This window comes from Pseudomonas profundi (genome assembly GCF_008638305.1).
GTDB classification, from domain to species: Bacteria; Pseudomonadota; Gammaproteobacteria; order Pseudomonadales; family Pseudomonadaceae; genus Halopseudomonas; species Halopseudomonas profundi.
In genome coordinates, this window is the sequence record NZ_VTPZ01000001.1 from 305920 (window position 1) to 327080 (window position 21161).

The 21161-nt window shown below is 59.7% G+C and carries 18 protein-coding genes; 8 read left to right on the plus strand and 10 right to left on the minus strand.

Features of this window, described 5'->3' with window-relative positions:
* Nucleotides 1–300: 300 nt before the first annotated feature.
* The 3 genes from cysB to FZE95_RS01465 all read right to left on the minus strand — a co-directional run bounded on the left by cysB (nucleotide 301) and on the right by FZE95_RS01465 (nucleotide 3285).
* A complete protein-coding gene (gene cysB, locus FZE95_RS01455) occupies nucleotides 301–1275 on the minus strand; it encodes an HTH-type transcriptional regulator CysB (RefSeq protein WP_150299028.1) in 975 nt (324 codons plus the stop codon).
* Between the two features lie 135 nt (nucleotides 1276–1410).
* Complete coding sequence (locus tag FZE95_RS01460) at nucleotides 1411–2316, minus strand: 5'-nucleotidase (protein ID WP_150299029.1); 906 nt, start codon at nucleotides 2314–2316, stop codon at nucleotides 1411–1413.
* A gap of 18 nt (nucleotides 2317–2334) precedes the next feature.
* Nucleotides 2335–3285 carry a putative 2-dehydropantoate 2-reductase gene (locus FZE95_RS01465; RefSeq protein ID WP_150299030.1) on the minus strand — a complete coding sequence of 317 codons (951 nt, stop codon included), beginning with the start codon at nucleotides 3283–3285 and terminating at the stop codon, nucleotides 2335–2337.
* A gap of 264 nt (nucleotides 3286–3549) precedes the next feature.
* Between FZE95_RS01465 and FZE95_RS01470 the strand changes: the two genes are divergently transcribed.
* Nucleotides 3550–4626: a 3-deoxy-7-phosphoheptulonate synthase gene (locus FZE95_RS01470; protein WP_150299031.1), complete on the plus strand. Its 1077-nt coding sequence runs from the start codon at nucleotides 3550–3552 to the stop codon at nucleotides 4624–4626.
* A 91-nt stretch (nucleotides 4627–4717) separates the two neighbouring features.
* On the opposite strand, the gene FZE95_RS01475 is transcribed toward FZE95_RS01470, so the two are convergent.
* On the minus strand, nucleotides 4718–5002 hold the full coding sequence (locus tag FZE95_RS01475; protein ID WP_150299032.1) for a GNAT family N-acetyltransferase: 285 nt from the start codon (nucleotides 5000–5002) through the stop codon (nucleotides 4718–4720).
* Between the two features lie 143 nt (nucleotides 5003–5145).
* Complete coding sequence (locus FZE95_RS01480) at nucleotides 5146–6531, minus strand: GntP family permease (protein WP_150299033.1); 1386 nt, start codon at nucleotides 6529–6531, stop codon at nucleotides 5146–5148.
* A gap of 448 nt (nucleotides 6532–6979) precedes the next feature.
* On the opposite strand from FZE95_RS01480, the gene FZE95_RS01485 reads away from it, so the two are divergent.
* On the plus strand, nucleotides 6980–7240 hold the full coding sequence (locus tag FZE95_RS01485) for an Lpp/OprI family alanine-zipper lipoprotein (protein ID WP_150299034.1): 261 nt from the start codon (nucleotides 6980–6982) through the stop codon (nucleotides 7238–7240).
* Nucleotides 7241–7294: 54 nt separating this feature from the next.
* On the opposite strand, the gene FZE95_RS01490 is transcribed toward FZE95_RS01485, so the two are convergent.
* The 3 genes from FZE95_RS01490 to FZE95_RS01500 all read right to left on the minus strand — a co-directional run bounded on the left by FZE95_RS01490 (nucleotide 7295) and on the right by FZE95_RS01500 (nucleotide 9378).
* Complete coding sequence (locus FZE95_RS01490; protein WP_150299035.1) at nucleotides 7295–8221, minus strand: L,D-transpeptidase family protein; 927 nt, start codon at nucleotides 8219–8221, stop codon at nucleotides 7295–7297.
* A gap of 4 nt (nucleotides 8222–8225) precedes the next feature.
* Nucleotides 8226–8660, minus strand: a complete 435-nt coding sequence (locus FZE95_RS01495) for a hypothetical protein (RefSeq protein WP_150299036.1) — start codon at nucleotides 8658–8660, stop codon at nucleotides 8226–8228.
* Between the two features lie 97 nt (nucleotides 8661–8757).
* Entirely contained in the window at nucleotides 8758–9378 is a 621-nt protein-coding gene (locus FZE95_RS01500; protein WP_150299037.1) for an arylesterase, read from the minus strand.
* A gap of 12 nt (nucleotides 9379–9390) precedes the next feature.
* On the opposite strand from FZE95_RS01500, the gene FZE95_RS01505 reads away from it, so the two are divergent.
* From FZE95_RS01505 to greB, 3 genes are read left to right on the plus strand one after another with little or no spacing between them, the layout of a single operon-like run.
* A complete protein-coding gene (locus FZE95_RS01505; RefSeq protein ID WP_150299038.1) occupies nucleotides 9391–10071 on the plus strand; it encodes an ABC transporter ATP-binding protein in 681 nt (226 codons plus the stop codon).
* The gene (locus FZE95_RS01510) at nucleotides 10068–12569 is read left to right on the plus strand and encodes an ABC transporter permease (RefSeq protein WP_150299039.1); all 2502 of its coding nucleotides are present in this window, start codon (nucleotides 10068–10070) and stop codon (nucleotides 12567–12569) included. The genes FZE95_RS01505 and FZE95_RS01510 overlap by 4 nt, the downstream gene beginning before the upstream one ends.
* Nucleotides 12570–12571: 2 nt before the next feature.
* Complete coding sequence (greB, locus tag FZE95_RS01515) at nucleotides 12572–13081, plus strand: transcription elongation factor GreB (RefSeq protein WP_150299040.1); 510 nt, start codon at nucleotides 12572–12574, stop codon at nucleotides 13079–13081.
* 475 nt (nucleotides 13082–13556) lie between these two features.
* On the opposite strand, the gene FZE95_RS01520 is transcribed toward greB, so the two are convergent.
* Nucleotides 13557–14489 (minus strand): glutathione S-transferase family protein, encoded by a 933-nt coding sequence (locus FZE95_RS01520; RefSeq protein ID WP_150299041.1) that lies wholly within the window; start codon nucleotides 14487–14489, stop codon nucleotides 13557–13559.
* Nucleotides 14490–14632: 143 nt separating this feature from the next.
* Between FZE95_RS01520 and FZE95_RS01525 the strand changes: the two genes are divergently transcribed.
* The 3 genes from FZE95_RS01525 to dacB all read left to right on the plus strand — a co-directional run bounded on the left by FZE95_RS01525 (nucleotide 14633) and on the right by dacB (nucleotide 18752).
* A complete protein-coding gene (locus tag FZE95_RS01525) occupies nucleotides 14633–16342 on the plus strand; it encodes a DEAD/DEAH box helicase (protein ID WP_150299042.1) in 1710 nt (569 codons plus the stop codon).
* Between the two features lie 11 nt (nucleotides 16343–16353).
* Nucleotides 16354–17160 carry a TatD family hydrolase gene (locus FZE95_RS01530; RefSeq protein WP_150299043.1) on the plus strand — a complete coding sequence of 269 codons (807 nt, stop codon included), beginning with the start codon at nucleotides 16354–16356 and terminating at the stop codon, nucleotides 17158–17160.
* Nucleotides 17161–17279: 119 nt separating this feature from the next.
* Entirely contained in the window at nucleotides 17280–18752 is a 1473-nt protein-coding gene (gene dacB, locus FZE95_RS01535; RefSeq protein WP_150299044.1) for a D-alanyl-D-alanine carboxypeptidase/D-alanyl-D-alanine endopeptidase, read from the plus strand.
* Between the two features lie 49 nt (nucleotides 18753–18801).
* On the opposite strand, the gene rlmKL is transcribed toward dacB, so the two are convergent.
* The gene (rlmKL, locus tag FZE95_RS01540; protein WP_150299045.1) at nucleotides 18802–21048 is read right to left on the minus strand and encodes a bifunctional 23S rRNA (guanine(2069)-N(7))-methyltransferase RlmK/23S rRNA (guanine(2445)-N(2))-methyltransferase RlmL; all 2247 of its coding nucleotides are present in this window, start codon (nucleotides 21046–21048) and stop codon (nucleotides 18802–18804) included.
* Nucleotides 21049–21161 lie beyond the last annotated feature (113 nt).

Sequence of the window (21161 nt, forward strand, 5' to 3'; positions counted from 1 at the left end):
TTCCACCGGAGCTAACCAATCCCTGGGGGTGTAGCGCGCCTGCGCTACGCCAGATTCGCAGCAACTCCGCATCGCTGTTACTCATGGAGGTTCACCGCAACTCCGCATGGCCGGCTAGCTTGATACGAGCTGGCGCTCGAACCTCCCAGGAACCCCCACGTCACGCGAGACAGCACACCGCGGTAGAGGGGAGGAGCTCTTCCAAATATTGCTCCTCTGCCGCCCGAACGAACGCATAAAAACCAACCAACAACTCCGGTCTCACCCTTCCAACTTCCAGCCTTAAGCTTCCAGCTTGTCTCAACGCACCGGCAGTTCCACATCCTGAAATAACTGCTCAACCTCGGCCTTGTTGGAACACTCCAGGGCCTGCTCCACGCGCTCGCGGGTCAGGTGCGGGGCGAAGGCTTCAATGAAGTCGTACATGAAGCCGCGCAGGAACGTCCCCTTGCGGAAGCCTATTTTGGTTACGCTGGATTCGAACAACTTGCTCGCATCAATGCGCACCAGATCCGCGTCCTGCTCGGTATCCACCGCCATACCAGCCAGGATACCCACCCCCAATCCAAGCCTGACATAGGTCTTGATCACATCGGCATCGGCCGCGGTGAAGATGACCTTCGCCTCCAGCCCCTTGTTACTGAACGCCTCGTCCAGCTTGGAGCGCCCGGTAAAGCCAAACACGTAAGTGACCAGCGGATACTCGGCCAGCGCTTCCAGGGTCAGCTCTCCGATATCTGCCAGTGGATGACCCTTGGGGACAATGACGCAGCGGTTCCAGCGATAGCAGGGCATCATCACCATATCCGAGAACAGTTCGAGTGCCTCGGTGGCAATGGCAAAGTCAGCCGTACCATTGACTGTCATCTCGCAGATCTGCACCGGCGTGCCCTGGTTCATATGCAAGGCGACATCGGGATAACGCTTGATGAAGCCGCTGATCACCGGCGGCAAGGCATAACGCGCCTGCGTGTGGGTGGTGGCGAGGGTCAAGGTGCCCTTGCGCTCGTTACTGAACTCCTGGGCAATCTGCTTGATGCTGTCGCATTTGCGCAGTATTTCTCCAGCGGTGGCGATGATCCGCTCGCCTGCGGGCGTGACGCGGGTGAGATGCTTGCCGCTGCGGGAAAACACTTCCACGCCAAGCTCATCCTCGAGCAGACGTATCTGCTTGCTGATGCCTGGCTGTGAGGTGTAAAGACTCTGAGCCGTTGCGGAAACATTGAGGTCGTGGTGAGCCACTTCCCAGATGTAACGCAATTGTTGCAGTTTCATGGTATCCCCTGTCCCGTTACGCGCCGCACCGCCGCAGCTTTATAACCATCTTAGCGGGTTTTGATCTCAGGTTAGACCATATGTTGCTGACAGGTTCGGCAAGTCGGGACGAACGGAGACACCGTTGGTCGGGGTTCAGCGCTTCGGATTGCTTATCCCGTGGGGTACATGGCCTGTCAGAACAGAACTGACCGCCTTGCGGCAATGGCCTTCCTGGTCATCAAAGAATAGATCGGCACCAAAGGCACGCAGAAAATGCGTCTTGTCCAGACCACCCAGAAATAATGATTCGTCCAGACGAATATCCCATTCGCGCAGCGTGCGGATCACCCGCTCGTGGGCCGGCGCACTGCGTGCGGTGAATAACGCAGTGCGGATCGGGCAATCTGTAGTAGCAAATTCGGTCTGAATGCGATTCAGCGCTGCCAGAAAGGGCTTGAACGGCCCGCCACCGAGTGGCTGGCGCGCAGCCGCGAGCTCGCTGGCCTGAAACGCAGCCAGGCCTTCACGTTGAAATACCTGCTCGGATTCATCAGAGAACAGCACCGCATCACCGTCAAAGGCGATGCGCAATTCATTACCGGTTTCACGGCGAATACCAGAGGGCAGAATAGTTGCAGCGGCGAAACCTGCTTCCAGCGTGCTGCGCACATCCTCGGCATGGGTGGAAAGAAACAGGTGACAGCCAAAAGCCGGAATATAGGTGTAGGGGCTGCGTCCGCCGGCAAAGGCGGCCCGGGTGATATCCAGATGGTAATGCTGGATGGAGTTAAAGATGCGCAACCCGGTATCAGCGCTGTTGCGTGACAGCAAGACGACTTCGACCCGGGTATCGCCTTCCAGCAAGGTATTGATGCGTAGCAGCTTCTCGACCAGACCAAAGGCCTCCCCCCGTTCCAGCGGAGTATCCTCCCGGGCAATCTGGTATTGCCGATAGGCTTCCAGGCCTTCCTGCTCGTAGACCCGGTGACTCTCGTCCAGATCGAACAAAGCCCGAGAGGAAATCGCTATCACCAATTTGTCGCCGAGCAGGGCCGCCATCAGTTCGTTCCGGTTGTGTCAGTCTTCAAGATAGCCAGCCTGGATGAATTCAAGCATGGCCAGCAGGGCTTCAGTCCTGGGCATGCTGATACCCACTTCGGCCGCTATGCGCAGAGGCTCACCGTACATGAGGTCGAGCTCCATGGGGCGCTTGTGCAGCCAGTCATGGTACATGCTGGCGTGGTAATCGGGCATCTTGGATGTTCCGTAGAGCAGCTTGTCAGGGAAGTCCCCGGGGATTTCGCAGCCGCAGGCGCTAGCCACCGCGACAACCTCGGACATCATGTCGCGTATCAGCTTGTGGCTGGACGGATCCCCTAGCAGATCACGAGTCCCGGCATTCAGCACCACGTGCATTCCGTTGAATGGCAGGTTCCAGACCAGCTTGTGCCAGCGCGCCGCATCCACGTTTTCCATCTCGCGTGATTTTACGCCGGAGCTTTTGAACAGCTCGGCGGCTTCGCTGATTATCGCTGCGGCCGCGGCCTCATCGGCGGGGCCGGAATGGTAGCCGAGATCGATCTGGCCATTGAACTGATGGTTGATCACGCCCGGCTCTTCGCGGAACAGGCACACGTAGCACATGCCGCCGATGAGATGGATATTGTCGGGCAGCATGGGGCGCAGCAGGCTTTCGTTGTTCAAGCCATTCTGCAGCAGGATGACCTTGGCGCCGTCAGCCGCCGCCTGCGCGATAATCGGCGCAAGCTCTTCATTTGCCGTGGCCTTGGCGCCGATCAACAGCCAATCGCAGGCGGGCATCTCGGCAACGTCGCGATACGCCTGAACCGGATCAAGCGTCATGTCACCGTGAACCATGCTGTGTACAGTGATGCCCTTCTCGACGACCGCCTGGTACTCACTGCGCAGCAGAAAATGCACGTCATGACCGCCCTTGGCGAGCATCAAGCCATAAAAGCCTCCAATCGCTCCGGTGCCGATGATGCCGATACGCGGTTTGTTCTGCATAAGAATCCTCTGAGCTCCACTGTCTGGGGTTGGTAAGCATATCCGAGATGACCATGATAGGGGCACCGACCGCGGAAAACAGTCATGCGGGCGACAAAGGTCCGTCGGAAAAGGTTTATCATAGGCGCCGTAGCTGATTGACACCCTTTATCGAAGCGATGCAACGACGCGGGGTAGCCGGCAAAGGCTACGTTGATTAAGCTGACGCACATTCTTTGCAAGGCTGTCCGGTTGACAGTCTCTATGACATGTTCAGGAAGGAAGATGGCCGACTTACCTATTGATGACTTATACGTTGCTTCGAACGAAGTACTGATCACGCCTGCCGACCTCAAGGCCAAGATCCCCTTGACCGAAGCCGCGCAGAAAACCGTTGTGGAAAGCCGCCAGGTGATCCGTGACATCCTCGACGGCAAGGACCATAGACTGTTCATCGTCATCGGGCCCTGCTCGATTCATGATGTCGACGCCGCGAAGGACTATGCCCGACGCCTGAAGGAATTGGCAGAGGAAGTCGGCGACACCCTGTATCTGGTCATGCGCGTCTATTTCGAGAAGCCACGCACCACTGTTGGCTGGAAAGGCCTGATCAACGACCCCTACCTCGACGACAGCTTCAAGATCGAGGATGGTTTGCACATCGGCCGGCAGCTGTTGCGCGACCTCACCGAGATGGGCCTGCCTACCGCTACCGAAGCACTCGACCCGATTTCTCCCCAGTACCTTCAGGATCTGATTTCCTGGTCAGCTATTGGCGCGCGCACCACCGAGTCCCAGACCCACCGGGAAATGTCCTCTGGCCTGTCCTGTGCCGTCGGCTTCAAGAACGGTACCGATGGTGGCCTGGCTGTTGCCATTAATGCATTGCAATCGGTGTCCAGCCCGCACCGCTTCCTGGGCATCAATCAGGCCGGGGAATGCTCGATCGTTACGACCAAGGGCAACCAGTACGGTCATGTCGTGCTGCGTGGCGGCAATGGCAAACCCAACTACGATTCGGTCAGCGTGGCGCTGTGCGAGCAGGAACTGGAGAAAGCCGGTGTCCCGACCAACATCATGATCGATTGCAGCCATGCCAACTCGAACAAGGATCCGGGACTGCAGCCGCTGGTAATGGAGAACGTCGCCAACCAGATCCTTGAAGGCAACAATTCGATTATCGGGCTGATGGTGGAGAGCCATATCAACTGGGGTAACCAGTCGATTCCGCCCGATCTGGCAGACCTGAAGTACGGCGTATCGGTCACCGATGCCTGTATTGACTGGGATACCACGGTCAAAAGCATTCGCAACATGCACCACAAGCTGAAGGATGTTCTGCCTGAACGCCAGCGTGGCTAAGCTCTGACGGGCCAGGGGCCTGAAACATCCAGCGCGCTGAAGAAACAAAAAAACCCGCCGGCAAGGCGGGTTTTTTATGACAGCATACGCATCAGCCAGTATCCGATTTTCCGACCGCCTGGCGCTCCATATAGCGTTCAACATAGGAGCATGAAGGGATCACCTCGTAACCGCGTATACGTGCGTACTGTAGAGCATGCTCGGTCAGTTGCGCGGCGACGCCCTGCCCGCGCAGGGAATCGGGCACGAACGTACGATAGATATCCAGCGTTTGCTTGCCCAGATCCATGTACGCCAGATAGGCACGCGCGCCGTTGACGATGGTGTAGAACTGCTGGCGCTCCGGGTCGTGCACGATGCGGTTGTCAGTGCTCATTATTATTGGTCTCCTGGCGGGTGAACGTACAGCCGCGAATAACAAATGACATTTTACTGACGGAAAAATTCATCCGAAACGCCATTTTGACGTCAAAAGTACCGGTTTAGACGTCTCGGAGCAACCACCTGTTTTAACATGCCCTACCCCATTCCAAGCAGCATCAGTAAGGCGATCGCCGACAGGCAGGCTATTACCGGGATCGCTACGGTCACGACAAACATATCCTTGTAGGCTTCCTTGTGTGACAACCCCATGATGACAAAAGTGGCAATCACCGCTCCACAATGTGGCAGCGAGTCGAAGCCACCGGATGCAATCGCAGCGATACGATGCAGTATCTCAGGCTGGATGCCCATTTCCAGATAGTGCGGCGCCAGCGTCTGCATGAATATCTGCAACCCGCCAGTGGACGAGCCGACGATGCCGGAGACCACGCTGGCCGAGGCAAACACGGACAGCAGTGGCGGAAGGTCCGCGCCAAGGATCCACTGTGCAAACTCACCGAAACCCGCAGTCTGGGTAACTACTCCACCGAAACCGATCACCGCTGCAGTGTTGAACAGCGGCATGATCGAGTCCTCAGCGCCCTGGCCGAAGACTTGGGCGATCTTGCGACGCATGCTCGGGAACAGCACGATGCACACCAGCGAACCAATGATCAACGCCATACTTGGCCAGATGATGGGCTGGGCCTGGCTGAAGCGCAGGGCTTCGGCAAACCAGCTTTCACTCTCCGACCAGTCTGCCATGCCGATCAACAGGCGCGGCAGCATGATGACACCCAGCACAACGACCATCGGCACCAGCGCCAGATGCCACGGCGGTGCATCATTCGGATCGCCGATCAGCTGCTCCATACGGCGATCCTGAGCGTTCTCTACGAAGCCCTCTCCATTGGCGCGGGCAACCTTCCAGCCGCGCTCGACATACCACATACCCAATCCAGCCATGATCAGCGCAGCAAAAATACCGATCCAGCCGCCGGCAAACAGGTCCGTGCCCAGCGAACTGGCGGAAATGACATTGTGGATCGACGGAGTACCCGGCAGCGCCGTCATGGTGAAGGTGCCCGCACCAACAGAGGTAGCTGCAGCCCAGAGGCGTTTTGGCAGATTGGCTTCACGCATCAGCGTGATACCCAGCGGGTACATGGTGAACACCACGACGAATACCACCACGCCGCCGTAGGTCAGCAGCGCACAGACAATCATCCCCACCAGTAAGGTGTGCCTGGTGCCCAGGCTGCGGGTGATGGCCAGCGCAATGCTCTTGGCCGCCTGGCTGGTCGCCATCGCCTTGCCGAAGATGGCGCCGCAGAGGAACAGCAGAAAGAACCGCCCGGCAAAAGTGAAGGCCCCGAGCTGTCCGGCGGGATAATGCTCCAGAAGGGTCCTGGGGATCAGCATGCCATTGGTCACGGCAACGACCAGCGAACAGACAATCGATGCGATAAAGATATTGACGCCGCGCAGTGCCATGAAAATCAACAGGCCCAGACCGAGGAGAAGACCGAAATTACCCAGCATGAACATTCCTTGGTTGTATTATTCTCGCCGCCACGATAACCGGCATCACGATACGGAACACTGATTATTCACGCGGCTGAACTGAAGCTATAAGTGCCTAGGGTCTGCTCCCGTTTCATCGCGAGCCGCGTTGCTGTTTCAAATGACGCCAGACCAGGCGCGGGACGCAGGCAATGGTTGCTCCCTTGCCAAGTCTCGCAACGCCGCATGGCGTCATTTGAAACGCAACCCGAAGGGACAGGGCCCGTTTAGCGCAGCACTGCGTTACTCGTCGCTCATTTGGAACAACCAAACTTCGCTCTTCGCGCCTTGCTCTGCATCAAACGGGCCTCCGTCGCGGCCGCGATGAAGCGGGAACAGACCCTAATGCTCTGGATCAATGGCATTTTGTTGTGATCTGCTAGAATCACTGGCGAAGTAAGGAACCAACTCAAACGAGGGTAAAAATATGAAATCAGTACTCACCATCTCCGCCGTAGCATTGTCCGCCCTGCTGGCAACCGGTTGCGCCAGCAACAACAAACAGTACGAAGAAACCTCTTCGCGCCTGTCCCAGAACGAAAGCTCGGTGAACCGTGCCCAGGCACGCGCCGATGAAGCCTATGCCAAGGCCGAAGAAGCTCTGACCGCTGCCCAACGTGCCCAGCAGACAGCAGACGAAGCGAACGAACGCGCGCTGCGGATGCTTGATCGTACCAGCCGCAAGTAAGCGTCAGCGCTTCGGTGGCAGGCCCGGTCCGGACCTGCCACTGCCACTGCCTGGCTAATTCAACGCCGTTCCGATCACCCTCGGAATACCTTCCTCTGCGTACACGGCATCCCGGATGGCGGTCCAGTCCAGCCGGTAGTTGCGCACCATCTCAACACGTTCATCAAGCAGGCCCTGAATCGCACCTTGACGGTCCAGTGCCGACGGCAGACCGTGCTCGTCGAGCGGCGTATGGACTTCAAGCAGCAACTCTCCGTCTCGCTCACCCAGCTTGAACGGCTGATTGATGATGCGGACCTCGGTGTTCAGCGCAACCTGGGGGAACAACTGAGTGATATCTTCGTTGCGCATCCGGAAGCAACCATGACTGACGCGCATGCCTATGCCGTAGTTCTTGTTGGTACCATGAATGACATAACCGCTCATCGCCAGATTCATCTTGAACGGACCCATTGGATTGTCCGGCCCTGGCGGCACCACCTCCGGTAGAAAGTCCCCCTCGGCGGCGTGTTCCTCCCGGATCGATTTGGGCGGGTACCATGACGGGTTGGCCTGTTTGCGCGCGACACGGGTTTCGCCTATCGGCGACGACCAGCCTTCGCGACCGATGCCCACCGGGTAGGTCACGACTTTTCCACCCTCAGGAGGATAAAAATACAGTCTGTACTCGGGCAGGTTAACGACGATGCCTTCCCGCGGCGCAGCGGGAAGCACGTGCAGGCCAGGCATGATCACATCCTGTCCTTCGCCGGGTAGCCAGGGATCAATGCCCGGATTAGCCGCTATCAGTTCAAGCTGACCGAACCCGTGCTCGTCGCCCAGCGCAGCGAAGGTATCTTCGTAGCGCGTAGCCACCTCATACACCGACCCGATCAATGTCTGCTCCGGTGCCGTAAGCGGATATTCGGCGGCCTGCGCACCGCTGTTGCCCAGACAGGCGATCAGCGTGGCGCAAGCTAATATTCTGGAGGACGCTCCCATCGCTTCAGGCTCCAGACGCTGCGTAGAGTTCGAACTGGCCGGTCTCGAACGGTCCGCTGGGCTTGCGTGCGGCCGAAGGGCGCTTGCCGCCACGCATGCTGTGCGCCAGCGCCACGCAATCAGGGCACAAGCCTTTCAGCAATGTCCTGCTCAACTCCCGGTAGGCCGGCCGCGACGGTAGCAGATCACCACACAGGGTGCGTTCACGTGGCACGTCCAGGCGCATATTGATATCTACCAGATGCTGATGCCAGGGATCACTCACAAACAGGTCGCGTTGCTCGTCCTGCTCAACCACGCACCAGCGTCTGGCCATCCACGACAGCGACACTCCGCCCCGCGCAATCATTGGCAGATCCGCCATGCAGACAGCACAGAGCACAGGCCAGAGGACCCTTCCGGCGATACGCCACATTGCCTTGCCTGCTGTCCATTCCACATCACCAAACTGCTCTCCTCGTGCCGTGCGCCGTACTGATTAGGGATTCGATCTCGACAGGACAACAATCAACGTCGTCCTTGTTTACCGCCGTATGCTACTGCTGGTCCAGCCAGGCCTTGATCAATGGCCAGGCATTCTCCAGCAATGTCGGCTGCGCCTTGGCAGTCGGGTGAATTCTATCCGATTGCATCAGATCCGCTACCTCGGCGACGTCAGCCAGGAAAAATGGCATCAGCGGGATATTCTGCTCGCCCTGTATGTCAGCAAACACCTGCTCGAAGGCACGGGTGTAGCGTACGCCGTAGTTGGGTGGGATGCGCATACCGAGCAGCACCACGTCCGCACCTGCATCGCGCGCCTTGCTCACCATTGCGGAAAGGTTCTGTTTCATTTGCGTGGGTGGCAATCCACGCAGACCATCGTTGCCGCCCAGCTCAATCACCACCAGCTCGGGCTGATGTTTATCGAGCAGCGCCGGTAAACGGGCGTGACCGCCGGCCGTGGTGTCACCGCTGACCGAGGCATTGACCACCTGATGCGGATAGCCTTGCTCGCGGAGGCGCTCCTGCAGGAGCGCGACCCAGCCTTGCTCGATTTCCAGACCGAAAGCGGCACTGATACTATCGCCGACAATCAGTATGTTCTGGGCCGCCGCTGCAGGGAATGCAAGCAGACAAAACAGGCAGGTAGCCAGGCATCTCTTCAGAAACTTCATAAGGCATCCACCATGTCCGAAAGCGTGATAATCGCCCGTCACCTTAGCAAAGTCGTCCGTAGCTCGGAAGCAGAGCTGACCATTCTCGACGACCTCAGCCTGAGCATTGAACGCGGCAGCAGTGTGGCGATTGTCGGTGCCTCCGGCTCGGGCAAATCCACCCTCCTCAGCCTCCTCGCCGGGCTGGATCTGCCAACGACGGGCGAGGTGACGCTGGCCGGGCAAGCGCTGGGCTCCCTCGATGAAGACCAACGGGCCGCGCTGCGCGCGCAACATGTCGGTTTTGTATTCCAGTCCTTCCAGCTGCTGGCTAGCCTGACCGCCCTGGAGAACGTCATGCTGCCGCTGGAACTGCATGGCCGCAAGGACGCACGCGAGCGCGCTGCTCAACTGCTCGACCGGGTAGGTCTGGGTCAGCGGACCACACATTACCCAAACCAGCTGTCCGGTGGCGAACAGCAACGGGTGGCGATAGCCCGGGCATTCGCCAGCGAGCCCGACATCCTGTTTGCGGACGAGCCGACCGGCAACCTCGATGCCGGCACCGGTCAGCGTATTACGGATCTCCTTTTTCAGCTTAACCACGAACAGGGCGCGACGCTGGTGATGGTCACCCACGACCAGCGCCTGGCAGAACGCTGCGAATCGGCGCTGCAACTGGAGGCCGGCCGTCTGCTGGAGCCGGTGGCATGAACGGCCACAGCATCCCGCTGGCAACCCGCTTGCTCGCCCGCGAATGGCGAGCTGGCGAATTGCGCGTGCTGATTCTGGCACTGGTCATAGCGGTACTGGTAAGCACGGCGATCAGCTTTTTTACCGACCGACTGCAACGCGGCATGGTCAGTCGCGCCGCGGAGTTCCTTGGGGCGGACATGGTAGTGTCCTCACGCGCGCCCTTGCCCGACGCTTTCCTCCAGCAGGCGCAGCAGCTTGGCCTTGAGCACACTGACATCGTCGAGTTCGCCAGCGTCACGGCGAGCGAGAACGAGATGCAGCTGTCCAGCATCAAGGCGGTCGGCCCCGGCTACCCGTTGCGCGGGCAGGTGCGCATCAGCGATGAGCTGTTTGGTGCTGAACGCGTGCCTGACGGCATTCCAACACCCGGTGAGGTATGGATAGAAGCACGCCTGCTGACCATCCTCGGCCTGGAGCCGGGCGACACGCTGGAGGTCGGCTACAGCGATCTGCGTATCGGCGCGTTACTGACCCATGAACCGGATCGCGCGGGTGATTTTTACAGCCTCAACCCGCGCGTACTGATGAACCTCGAGGACCTGGAGGCCACGCGGGTCATCCAGCCGGGCAGTCGGGAGCGCTACCGTTTGTTACTCAGCGGGAGCGAAGCAGCGCAGTCTGCCTACCGCCAATGGGTAACGCCGCGCCTGGAGGCCAATCAACGACTGACCACGGTCGGCGACGATAACCGGCGCATCGGTAATGCGCTGGACCGTGCCAGTCAGTTCCTTGGCATCGCCAGCATAGCCGCCGTGGTTCTCGCCGGCGTAGCAGTCGCCTTGTCGGCCAGCCGTTTCGCCACCCGACATTTCGACACCAGCGCCCTGCTCCGCTCCATGGGTGCGAGCCGGCGCCGCGTCATGACCATCTTCACCATCCAGCTGGCCGTTATCGGTCTGTTCGCCACGCTGATCGGCTTGGCGCTGGGTTGGCTGATGCAATGGGGATTGGTGCTGGTACTGCGTGATCTGTTACCGCCCAACCTGCCTGGCGTGGGCCTGAAGCCCCTGATGGTTGGCGCAGCCACGGGCCTGATTGGCCTGGCTGGCTTTGCTTTGCCGCCCCTGCTACGCCTCGGCCAGGTTGCCCCGTTGCGCGTTCTGCGACGCGATCTCGCGCCCTTGCCCAGCAGTGCCTGGCTGATTTACGGCCTGGCATTTGGCGCGCTGACCATTCTGATGTGGCAATTCACCGGCAATCTGCAGATTACCCTCGCGGTGGTTTTCGGTGGTGCTGTCGCAGCACTGCTGCTCGGCCTGCTCGCCTGGCTACTGCTGCGCCTGATCGGCCAGCGGCTACGCCACGCCAGCCTGGCGTGGCGCCTGGGCACCGGCCAACTGCTCAAGCAGCCCACGGTTGCTGCCGGGCAGGTTCTGGCGTTCGGCCTGATCATGATGTCCATGGTGGTCATCCTCATTCTGCGTACCGAACTGCTTGATGCCTGGCAGGCTCAGTTGCCTGATGATGCGCCCAATCATTTCGCCATGAATATCCTGCCCGACGAAGAACAGGGCTTCCGCGCGAAGCTGAATGAAATCGGCGCGGTTGCCGCCCCGCTATACCCCATCACCCCGGGGCGGCTGACCGAGATCAACGGGGAGCCGGTTCGCCAGCGGGTCACCAAGGAAACCCAGGCCGAGCGCGCAATCAATCGTGATCTGAGTTTGACCTGGTCGGCAGAATTACCGCCGGACAACGACCTGCGTGATGGACAGTGGTGGGATCAGCTGCCGCAGGACGGCACGCCCAGAGTCTCGATCGAGGCGGAACTGGCGGACAATCTTGGCGTTGGCCTCGGTGATGTGTTGACCTTTGTCATCGCAGGCATGGTCATCGAGACGCCGGTTACCAGCATCCGTGAAGTCGAGTGGGATAATTTCACGCCGAACTTCTTCATGATCTTTTCCCCCGGCACGCTCGACGATGCACCCGCCACGCTACTGACCAGTTTCAGCCTACCCACCGAGCGCCGCGAAGACCTGCGCGAACTGGTGCGAGCATTTCCGGCGATGACATTGCTTGAGGTCGAAGCCATCCTGCAGCAGATCCGCGACATCCTTTCGCAGGTCACGCTGGCGGTGGAATATGTGTTGATATTCGTATTGCTGGCCGGCTTTACCGTGCTCTTTGCGTCCTTGCAGGCAACCCTGGATACGCGCCTGTATGAAGGGGCGCTGTTGCGCACACTGGGCGCCCGCAAATCATTGCTGCGGCAGGCCAACCGTCTGGAATTCGCCCTGCTCGGAGCCTTGTCCGGGTTACTGGCGATTGCCGCAGCCGAGTTCATCACCCTGCTGCTGTACCGCTTTGCGCTGGATCTGGAATGGCGCCCCCACTGGCTACTGTGGCTATTGGTTCCGTTGGCCGGTGCACTATTGATCGGCATGGCCGGCGCTCTCGGTACCCGAGCAGTGGTCAATCAAAGTCCCATGCGTCTGATCAATCAGGGAAGCTGAACATGAGCCGTTATCGCCCACCACGCTCCGCCGGAACGCCACTGATCACCGCTGCCGGTGCCCAGCGTCTGCGTGACGAATTGCATGAGCTATGGCACGTCCAGCGCCCGGCTGTTACCCAATCCGTCAGCGAGGCAGCGGCCCAGGGTGATCGTTCCGAGAACGCAGAGTATACGTACGGGAAAAAGATGCTGCGGCAGATCGACAGCCGCGTGCGCTTCCTGCGGCGCCGATTGGAAAACCTCAAAGTCGTCGACCAACCGCCAGCTGACCGCAACAAGGTGTTTTTCGGCGCGACGGTTGAACTGGAGGATGAGGATGGTGAATCCCAAACTGTACGTATCGTCGGGCCCGACGAGATCGAACCCAAACTCCAGCACATCAGCATCGACAGCCCTATGGCCCGTGCCCTGCTGGGCAAAGTCCTCGACGATGAAGTGATAGTGCGGGCGCCCTCGGGCGAGCGTAGCTACTACATCATCGCCATTGAATATCCGGGGTTGGACGCCTAAGGCTGGAAGCTGGAAGCTGGAAGCTGGAAGCTGGAAGGGCGAGGTTGGGGTTGTTGGTTGGTTTCTTTGCGCTTGTTCGGACGACGAAACGCAGCATCTGGCGAGTAGCGGGACTCCCTGGGAGGTTCGAGCACCAGCTCGTACCAAAGCTAGCCGGCAACACGCAATAGCGTTTTCCCAACGCGCTTGCCTGCGGCATGAGCTGCGATGGAATTCTCATCCAGTTCGACGGAGTTTGGCGTTGCTGCGAATTTGGCGTAGCGCAGGCGCGCTACACCCCCAGGGTTAGCTCCGGGGCGATCCACCACCCGAGCGCGGCGCACTGCTGTGCATCAAACATGGGCGCAATGAGGGCCGGAGTACTGAGATCCTGCCCTTTCGTCGCCCAAACAAGCACAAAATAGCGAAGCAACAACACCGTCCTCGCCCTTCCAGCCTCTAGCCTCACCCTTCCAGCTTTAAGCCAGCAGCTTCGTCAACCCCGCCCGTGCGGAGCCGTCAGATCCAGCCCATCCCCCAGCGGGACGATACGGGTCGGATTGATCGTTGCGTGACTGTAGTAGTAATGCTGCTTGATATGTACCAGGTTCACCGTGTCCGCGATGCCGGGCATCTGGTAAAGCTCTCGAACGAAGCCTGTGATGTTCGGATAGTCTTCAATGCGCCGGATGTTGCATTTGAAATGGCCGTGGTACACCGGATCGAAGCGTACCAGCGTGGTAAACAGCCGCCAGTCTGCTTCTGTGAGCTGATCGCCAGCAAGATACCGCCGCTCGCTGAGTAGATTCTCGACCCAGTCCAGCGCCTCGAACAGCTCGGTGCATTCCCGCGCGTACACGGCCTGGCTGGTGGCGAACCCGGCCTTGTAAACGCCGTTGTTGATGTTGTCGTAGACCCGCTGGTTGATCGCATCGATTTCGCTTCGCAGCGATTCGGGGTAGTAGTCATCGGTATTGCCGGTCAGCTCGTTGAAAGCACTATTGAAGATGCGAATGATCTCCGCCGACTCGTTATTCACGATGGTCTCTTCGCGCTTATCCCACAGCACCGGCACCGTGACCCGCCCCGTATAGTCGGATTTCGCTCGCGTATACAGCTGGTAATGACGGGTGAAGCCATACAACGGTTCCGGCGGATCGTAGGTCCACCCCTCCTCGAGCATGGGCGGCTCGACCCAGGTGAGATCGATATGCGGCTCCAGACCTTTCAGTTTGCGCATGATCAGGGTGCGATGCGCCCACGGGCACGCCAGCGAAACGTACAGGTGATAACGCCCCGACTCAGGTGCAAACCGACCGCCCGTCTCGACGCTGTTGCGGAACCCTGCGTCCTCACGTACAAAGGCTCCGCCGGTGCTCTTGGTGTCATACCACTCATCGTGCCAGGTACCCTCCACGAGGCGCCCCATATCCCATCCTCCTGTCTGTCGTGCGGCTTTCCAGCCTGACAGCTGCCAGGCGCGATGACCAGTTTCGAAAAAACGTTGCGGCAAAAACCCTGCAGTGCGCGTATACTATTCGATCTAATTATTCCCCAAGGTTCACTTCAAGTATGTCCGATACCGCTCCGGCGGCACCGCAGTTCGCCGATCTTGGCTTGCCTGCACCGCTCCTTGAGGCTCTTGCCAGCCTCGGTTATGAAACACCCTCACCGATCCAAGCCGAGGCCATTCCTACCCTTCTGGCAGGCGATGACCTGCTGGGTCTGGCCCAGACTGGTACCGGCAAGACCGCAGCTTTCGCGCTGCCGGTACTGGCCGGTATAGACGTCAGCATGCGTGCGACTCAGGCACTGGTGCTTACACCAACCCGCGAGCTGGCCTTGCAGGTCGCTGAAGCACTGCAACGGTACGCGCAGAACATGCGTGGATTCTCGGTTCTGGCGTTGTATGGCGGATCCGCCTTTGCTCCCCAGTTCAAGGCTCTGGAGCGCGGTGTTCACGTCGTCGTTGCCACACCTGGTCGTCTGACCGACCACATGCGTCGCGGCAGCATCAAGTTCGACAACATGCGCTTTCTGGTTCTCGACGAAGCCGACGAAATGCTCAAGATGGGCTTCGCCGACGATCTGGACGCCGTCTTCGAGAAAGTCCCTGCGACGACGCAGAAGGCCTTGTTCTCCGCCACCATGCCGGCTGGTGTACGCACCGTTGCGCGCAAACACATGCGCGAGCCCAAGGAAATTCGCCTGCACAGTGGCAAGAGCAGCAGCCTGGACACCATCACCCAGAAAGTCTGGGAAGTGTCCAATCATCACAAACTGGACGCCATGACCCGCCTGCTCGAAGTCGAGCCGGTCGAAGCCATGATCGTCTTCGTGCGCACCAAGACCGCCAGCATGGAATTGGCCGAGCGGCTGGAAGCACGCGGATTTGCCGCAGCCGCGCTGAATGGCGATCTGAGCCAGCAGCTCCGCGAACAGGTTGTTGACCGTCTCAAGCGTGGTTTGCTCGACATCGTTGTTGCGACTGATGTTGCCGCGCGTGGTCTGGACGTTGACCGTATCACCCACGTCCTCAACTACGACCTGCCCCACGACAGCGAATCCTACGTTCACCGTATCGGTCGCACCGGCCGTGCAGGTCGTACCGGGACAGCAATCCTGTTCGCCACCCCGCGTGAGCGTCGCTTGCTGCACCTGCTGGAAAAGGCTACCGGTCAGAAGATCGAGCCGCAGCAGCTGCCAAGTGCCGATGCTGTGCGTACCGGTCGCCTGAGCAAGCTCGCCGGGCGTTTGAACGTTGCGCGTGAAAACACCGGCGCGTTGCAGCAACAGCTGGTCAATGACCTGCTTGAGCTGACCAACATGGAACCGCAGGAACTGGCTGCCAGCCTGCTGGCGATTCTGCCTAGCGCAAAAACGCTGGTTGAGCCCGTCGCTGACCTCCCCGCAGCGCCGCCGCGCCGCGAAAGCAGCGATGATCGTGATAGCGGTCTGATCCGCTACAAGGTACAAGGCGGTCGCTCCAACGGCCTGATGCCCAAGCCGCTGGTCGACGCTCTGGTTCGCCATGCGCGCCTGCAGCGTGGGCAGATTGGCCACATCAAGATGTTTACCGAGCACACCGGTGTGTATCTGCCGCCGCTGGATGACGCAACACTGGCCAAGCTCGCGAACGTCGAGATCAACGGCGTTGCGCTGCAAATCCGCGCCTGGCCGCTCCCGCCCGGTGAAACAGACCGGCCGCCACGTAGCAGCCGCCCTCCGCGCAAGGACTTTCCCAGCAAGCCCCGCGCGCCTCGGCCGCCACGTAGCGCCTGATAGCCTTGCCCATGGAATGGATCGATATCGGCGTCAATCTCACTGACGCCGCTTTTGATAAGGACCGTGAGGCAGTGCTGGACCGGGCCCGTGAAGCAGGCGTCAGCCAGATGGTGCTGACGTCCACTTCGCTGGATAGCTGTCCGGTTACCCAGGCGCTTTGCGCCCAGGCTCCTGATCAACTGTTCTGCACCGCCGGCGTTCATCCCCATGAAGCCCGCCACTGGAGTGCCACCCAGGCATCCGATCTTCGTTCGCTGGCCGCGGCCGAAAGCGTCAAGGCGATCGGCGAATGTGGCCTGGATTTCAACCGCGACTTCTCCCCCCGACCGCTCCAGCTCAAAGCACTGGAAGATCAATTAAGCCTGGCAGCTGAACTGGGCTATCCGGTATTTCTGCATGAGCGCGATGCCAGCCAGACCTTGATAGAGCTGCTCGCGGACTATCGCGACCGTTTGCCCGCCGCGGTGGTGCATTGCTTCACGGCCGATAAACAGACGCTGTATCGCTACCTGGACATGGACCTGCATATCGGCATCACCGGCTGGATCTGTGATGAGCGACGCGGCACCCATCTGCGTCCGTTGATGCAGGACATTCCGGCCGGAAGACTGATGCTGGAAACCGACGCGCCCTGGCTCCTGCCCCGAACCTTGTCACCCAGGCCGAAAAATCGACGCAACGAGCCAGCCTATTTGCCGTGGGTAGCCGACATGGTTGCGCAGTGTCGTGAAGAAAGCATTGAAACCCTCAGCGAACATACCTGCGCTACCGCCCGAACCTTTTTCAATCTGCCGCCTGGCCCGATCCCTCACTAGTACCGCTACCGCTAGTCGCACAGACCTTGGCGTAGCTGAAAATCCAAGCAATGATGGGAACTTACACGAGCCTGTTCAGGCTCAACCTGCATTCAGGCCGTAAGCGGAGTTCTCCGGTCATGTCATCCTTTTTCCAGTTCACATTTCGTAGTCTGATCCCAGCCCTTGCACTGGCACTGGTGGCTGCACCGATCAGCGCCGAAGACGTCGGCAAGCTACCCGCCAAAGTCAGCTCAGCCCTCGCATCAGCCCGCGTTCCCGCCAGCGCGTTTTCGCTGGCGGTGATTCCCCTTGAAGGCCAGGGCATGTCCCAGTTCGTCAACGCCGATCAGGCATTCAATCCTGCCTCGACCATGAAACTGGTCACCACCTACGCTGCGCTGGAAATTCTTGGCCCGACCTACCAGTGGCGTGCCGGCCTGTATGGAACGGGCCAGGTACGCGGCGGCGTTCTGCATGGTGATCTGGTGTTTGATACCGATGGCGATCCCAAGCTGACCATGGATCGCGTATGGGTGATGTTGCGTGAATTGCGCGCCAATGGCGTGCGCGAGATCAAGGGTGACTTGGTGCTCAAACCCGGCGATCTGTTGCTGCCACTGGGCGCGGCACCTTTTGTTGACGACGGCAATGACCCCAGCCGGCCGTTTCTGGTTGAACCTGATCCGCTACTGACCAACCTCAAACTGTTTACGCTGAGTACCTTTGCCGAAGGCGACAAGACACGTGTGCATCTGGATCCCGCGCTACCAGAAGTGAAAATAGATAATCAGGTCAAAACGCTCCCTGCAGTGAAGTCCTGCCCCTGGCCCAACGTTGCCTATTCAGTGAAGGACAATGGCAGACAGGCGCACGTTACGCTCACCGGCGCACTGCACGAGGGCTGCTCGACACAGCGTTATCTCTCTGCACTGAATGCACAGACCTATACCGGAAGCCTGGTGCGAACCCTTTGGCAGGAAATGGGTGGCCAGATCCATGGCACGACCCGGCTCGGCGAAGTGCCGCCCAAGGCGCGCCGTCTGGCCACAAGCGTCTCACCCGATCTGGTCTCGGTAGTGCGTGACATCAACAAGTTCAGCAACAACACCATGGCGCGCCAGCTGTTTCTGACCATCGGCCGGGAAAACCGCAGCGCTAACGATGTGGATGACTTCCAGGCGGCCAATCGCACTATCATGTCCTGGCTGGCCGAGAAGAATATCGAGCCCAACGGGCTGGTTCTGGATAACGGATCGGGGCTGTCGCGGATTGAACGCATGAGCGCTCGGGATATGGCGCAGCTTCTGGAGCAAGCGTGGAAAAGCCCCTATGCCGCAGAATTCATCGCCTCGATGCCACTGGCAGCCATGGACGGGACCATGCGCAAGCGTTTGCGCAACACGCCGGTTGCTGGCCAGGCGCATATCAAAACGGGCGCGTTGAACAGCGTGCGCGCAATCGCCGGGATCACCCGGGACGCCAATGGACAGAGTTGGGCAGTCACTGCCTTCGTCAACCACGCCACCGCCGGCGCCAGCCGCCAGGCGCTTGATCTGGTGCTACAGGATGTTCATCGTCGCGCACCAACCGATATCGCTGCCAGCCAGTGATTCAATGATCGGGGCTAACCCGCCCCGATCCAGTTCGTTCAGGGCTCGTTCAGCGGGTGATGCGCCAGGTCCGGTGAATGCGGGTATTGCGCTGAAAATCCCGATCAAGCGTTGCCGCCGAGATATCTTCCACCTTGTAGCTGGCCTCCAATGAGGGCGCCATGCGGAAGCGTCGGAAGTTGTTCGAGAAATACAGCGTACCGCCGGGCGCTAGCCGGGCCATGGCCATGTCGATCAGGTGCACGTGGTCGCGCTGGATATCGAAAACATCCTCCATCCGCTTGGAATTGGAGAAGGTCGGCGGGTCAACAAAGATCAGATCATATTCGCCCTCGGCTGCCTCCAGCCATTCCATCACATCGGCCTGGACCAGTTCATGCAGGTCCGACAGCCCGTTCAGCGACAGATTGCGTCTGGCCCAGTCCAGATAGGTCCGCGAAAGGTCAACGCTGGTGGTCTTGCGCGCGCCAGCGACTGCCGCATGCACTGTGGCACTGGCGGTATAGCAGAACAGGTTAAGGAAGCGCTTGCCCTGTGCCTCCTGCGCGAGCCGCAAACGCAGCGGCCGGTGGTCCAGAAACAGTCCGGTATCCAGATAATCGGTCAGATTGACCAAAAGTTTGACCTGCCCTTCCCGCACCGTCATGAACTCGCCGCGCCGATCCATGCGCTGATACTGTTGTTTACCCGCCTGTTTCAGGCGCTGCTTGAGCACCACCCGGTCTGCGGGAATGCCGAGGGTATCCGGCAGCGCGACCAACACATCCTGCAAGCGGGCCTGAGCCTTCGCTTCGCTGATGCTCGCCGGCGCTGCATATTCCTGCACATGTGCCCAGCCGTCGTAGAGGTCAATCGCAACAGCGAATTCGGGCATATCAGCGTCGTACACGCGATAGCAGGAAATATTCTGCTGGCGTGCCCATTTGCCGAGGATCTTGAGATTCTTCTTCAGGCGATTGGCAAACATTTGCGCCGATTCGCTGAGCCGCGCCGCTACCGGCGCAGAAGATGCAGGCGCTGCCGGAGTATCTGTCCGGGCACCCGTTGATGCCGGTTGCGGAGCCGCGACTGCCTGTCTCTGCTCGGCCCTGTCATTACTACGGACCGGGCTATCGCCCGTGACAAAGCGCTCCGGAACCAGATCCATCAGCAAGAGCTTGCAGGGGATCGCCCCGTTCAGCAGCGAGTACTGCTTATGGCTGCGGATGCCCATCCGTTTGCCCAGGTCAGGGTTGCCGGTAAAGATCGCAGCCTGCCAGCCCGGACACTGCTGACGCAGCACCTCGCCGAGTTTCTGGTACAGATACACCAGGCTCGCCGCCTCGCCCAGACGCTCGCCGTAGGGCGGATTGCACACCACCAAACCTTTTTGGCCACGATCCGGTGCTGGCGCAAAGGTGGCCAGCTCACCCTGATAGACCTTTACCCATTCGCTCAATCCGGCGCGCTGAATGTTGTTGCGCAGCGGTTGCAGCATACGCGGGTCGGCCTCGTAACCCCGAATCCAGAGTGGCGGTTGAGCCAGCCCGACCGTTGCTCGCTGCTGTGCCTGCTCAAGCACCGGCTGCCATTGCTCGGGCTCGTGCTGCAGCCAGTTACTGAACCCCCACTGCTTGCGTTGAAGGTTCGGCGCAACATCAGCGGCCATCAGCGCCGCCTCGATCAGGAAGGTACCTGAGCCACACATCGGGTCGGCCAGCGCGGCGCCTTCGGCTGCCAGTGCCGGCCAGCCAGCGCGCAGCAGAATCGCCGCAGCCAGGTTTTCCTTGACTGGCGCTGCACCTTGCTGCAGACGGTAGCCGCGCTGATGCAGGCTCTGTCCGGACAGATCGATCGCCAATTGGGCTTCGTTGCTGCGGCAGAACACATTGATGCGAAGATCAGGGTTGATCTTGTCCACCGATGGCCGGGTCCCATCCGCCTGACGCAGCACATCAACCACCGCATCCTTGACCTTCAACGACCCAAAGTGGGTGTTGTCCACCCCCGGCAGAATACCCGTGAAGTCGACCGCCAGGCTGTCGTCGGCACGCATATGACCGGCCCAGTCGATGCGCGCCACGCCGTCGTAGAGGTCCTGTACATCGCTGACAGCAAAGCGGTCGAGGACCAGCAATACCCGGTTCGCCAGACGCGACCACAGGCAGACGCGGTAGCCCAGCGCCAGATCACCGCTGACACTGACACCCGCTACGGTCTCCTTGGCATTCCCGGCACCCATGGCCAGCAGTTCGTCCAGAAGCAGGCCTTCGAGGCCCTTCGGACAGGTAACAAAAAATTCAACAGTGGAGCGCATCTAATTGATTTCCAGATCGTGTTTCGATTGAGCGCGATGTCGCAGGATTATCACGCCTAAGTAACAATATATTCATGCCATTTTGATATTTGGACAGGCCGCTCTGGTTAGGG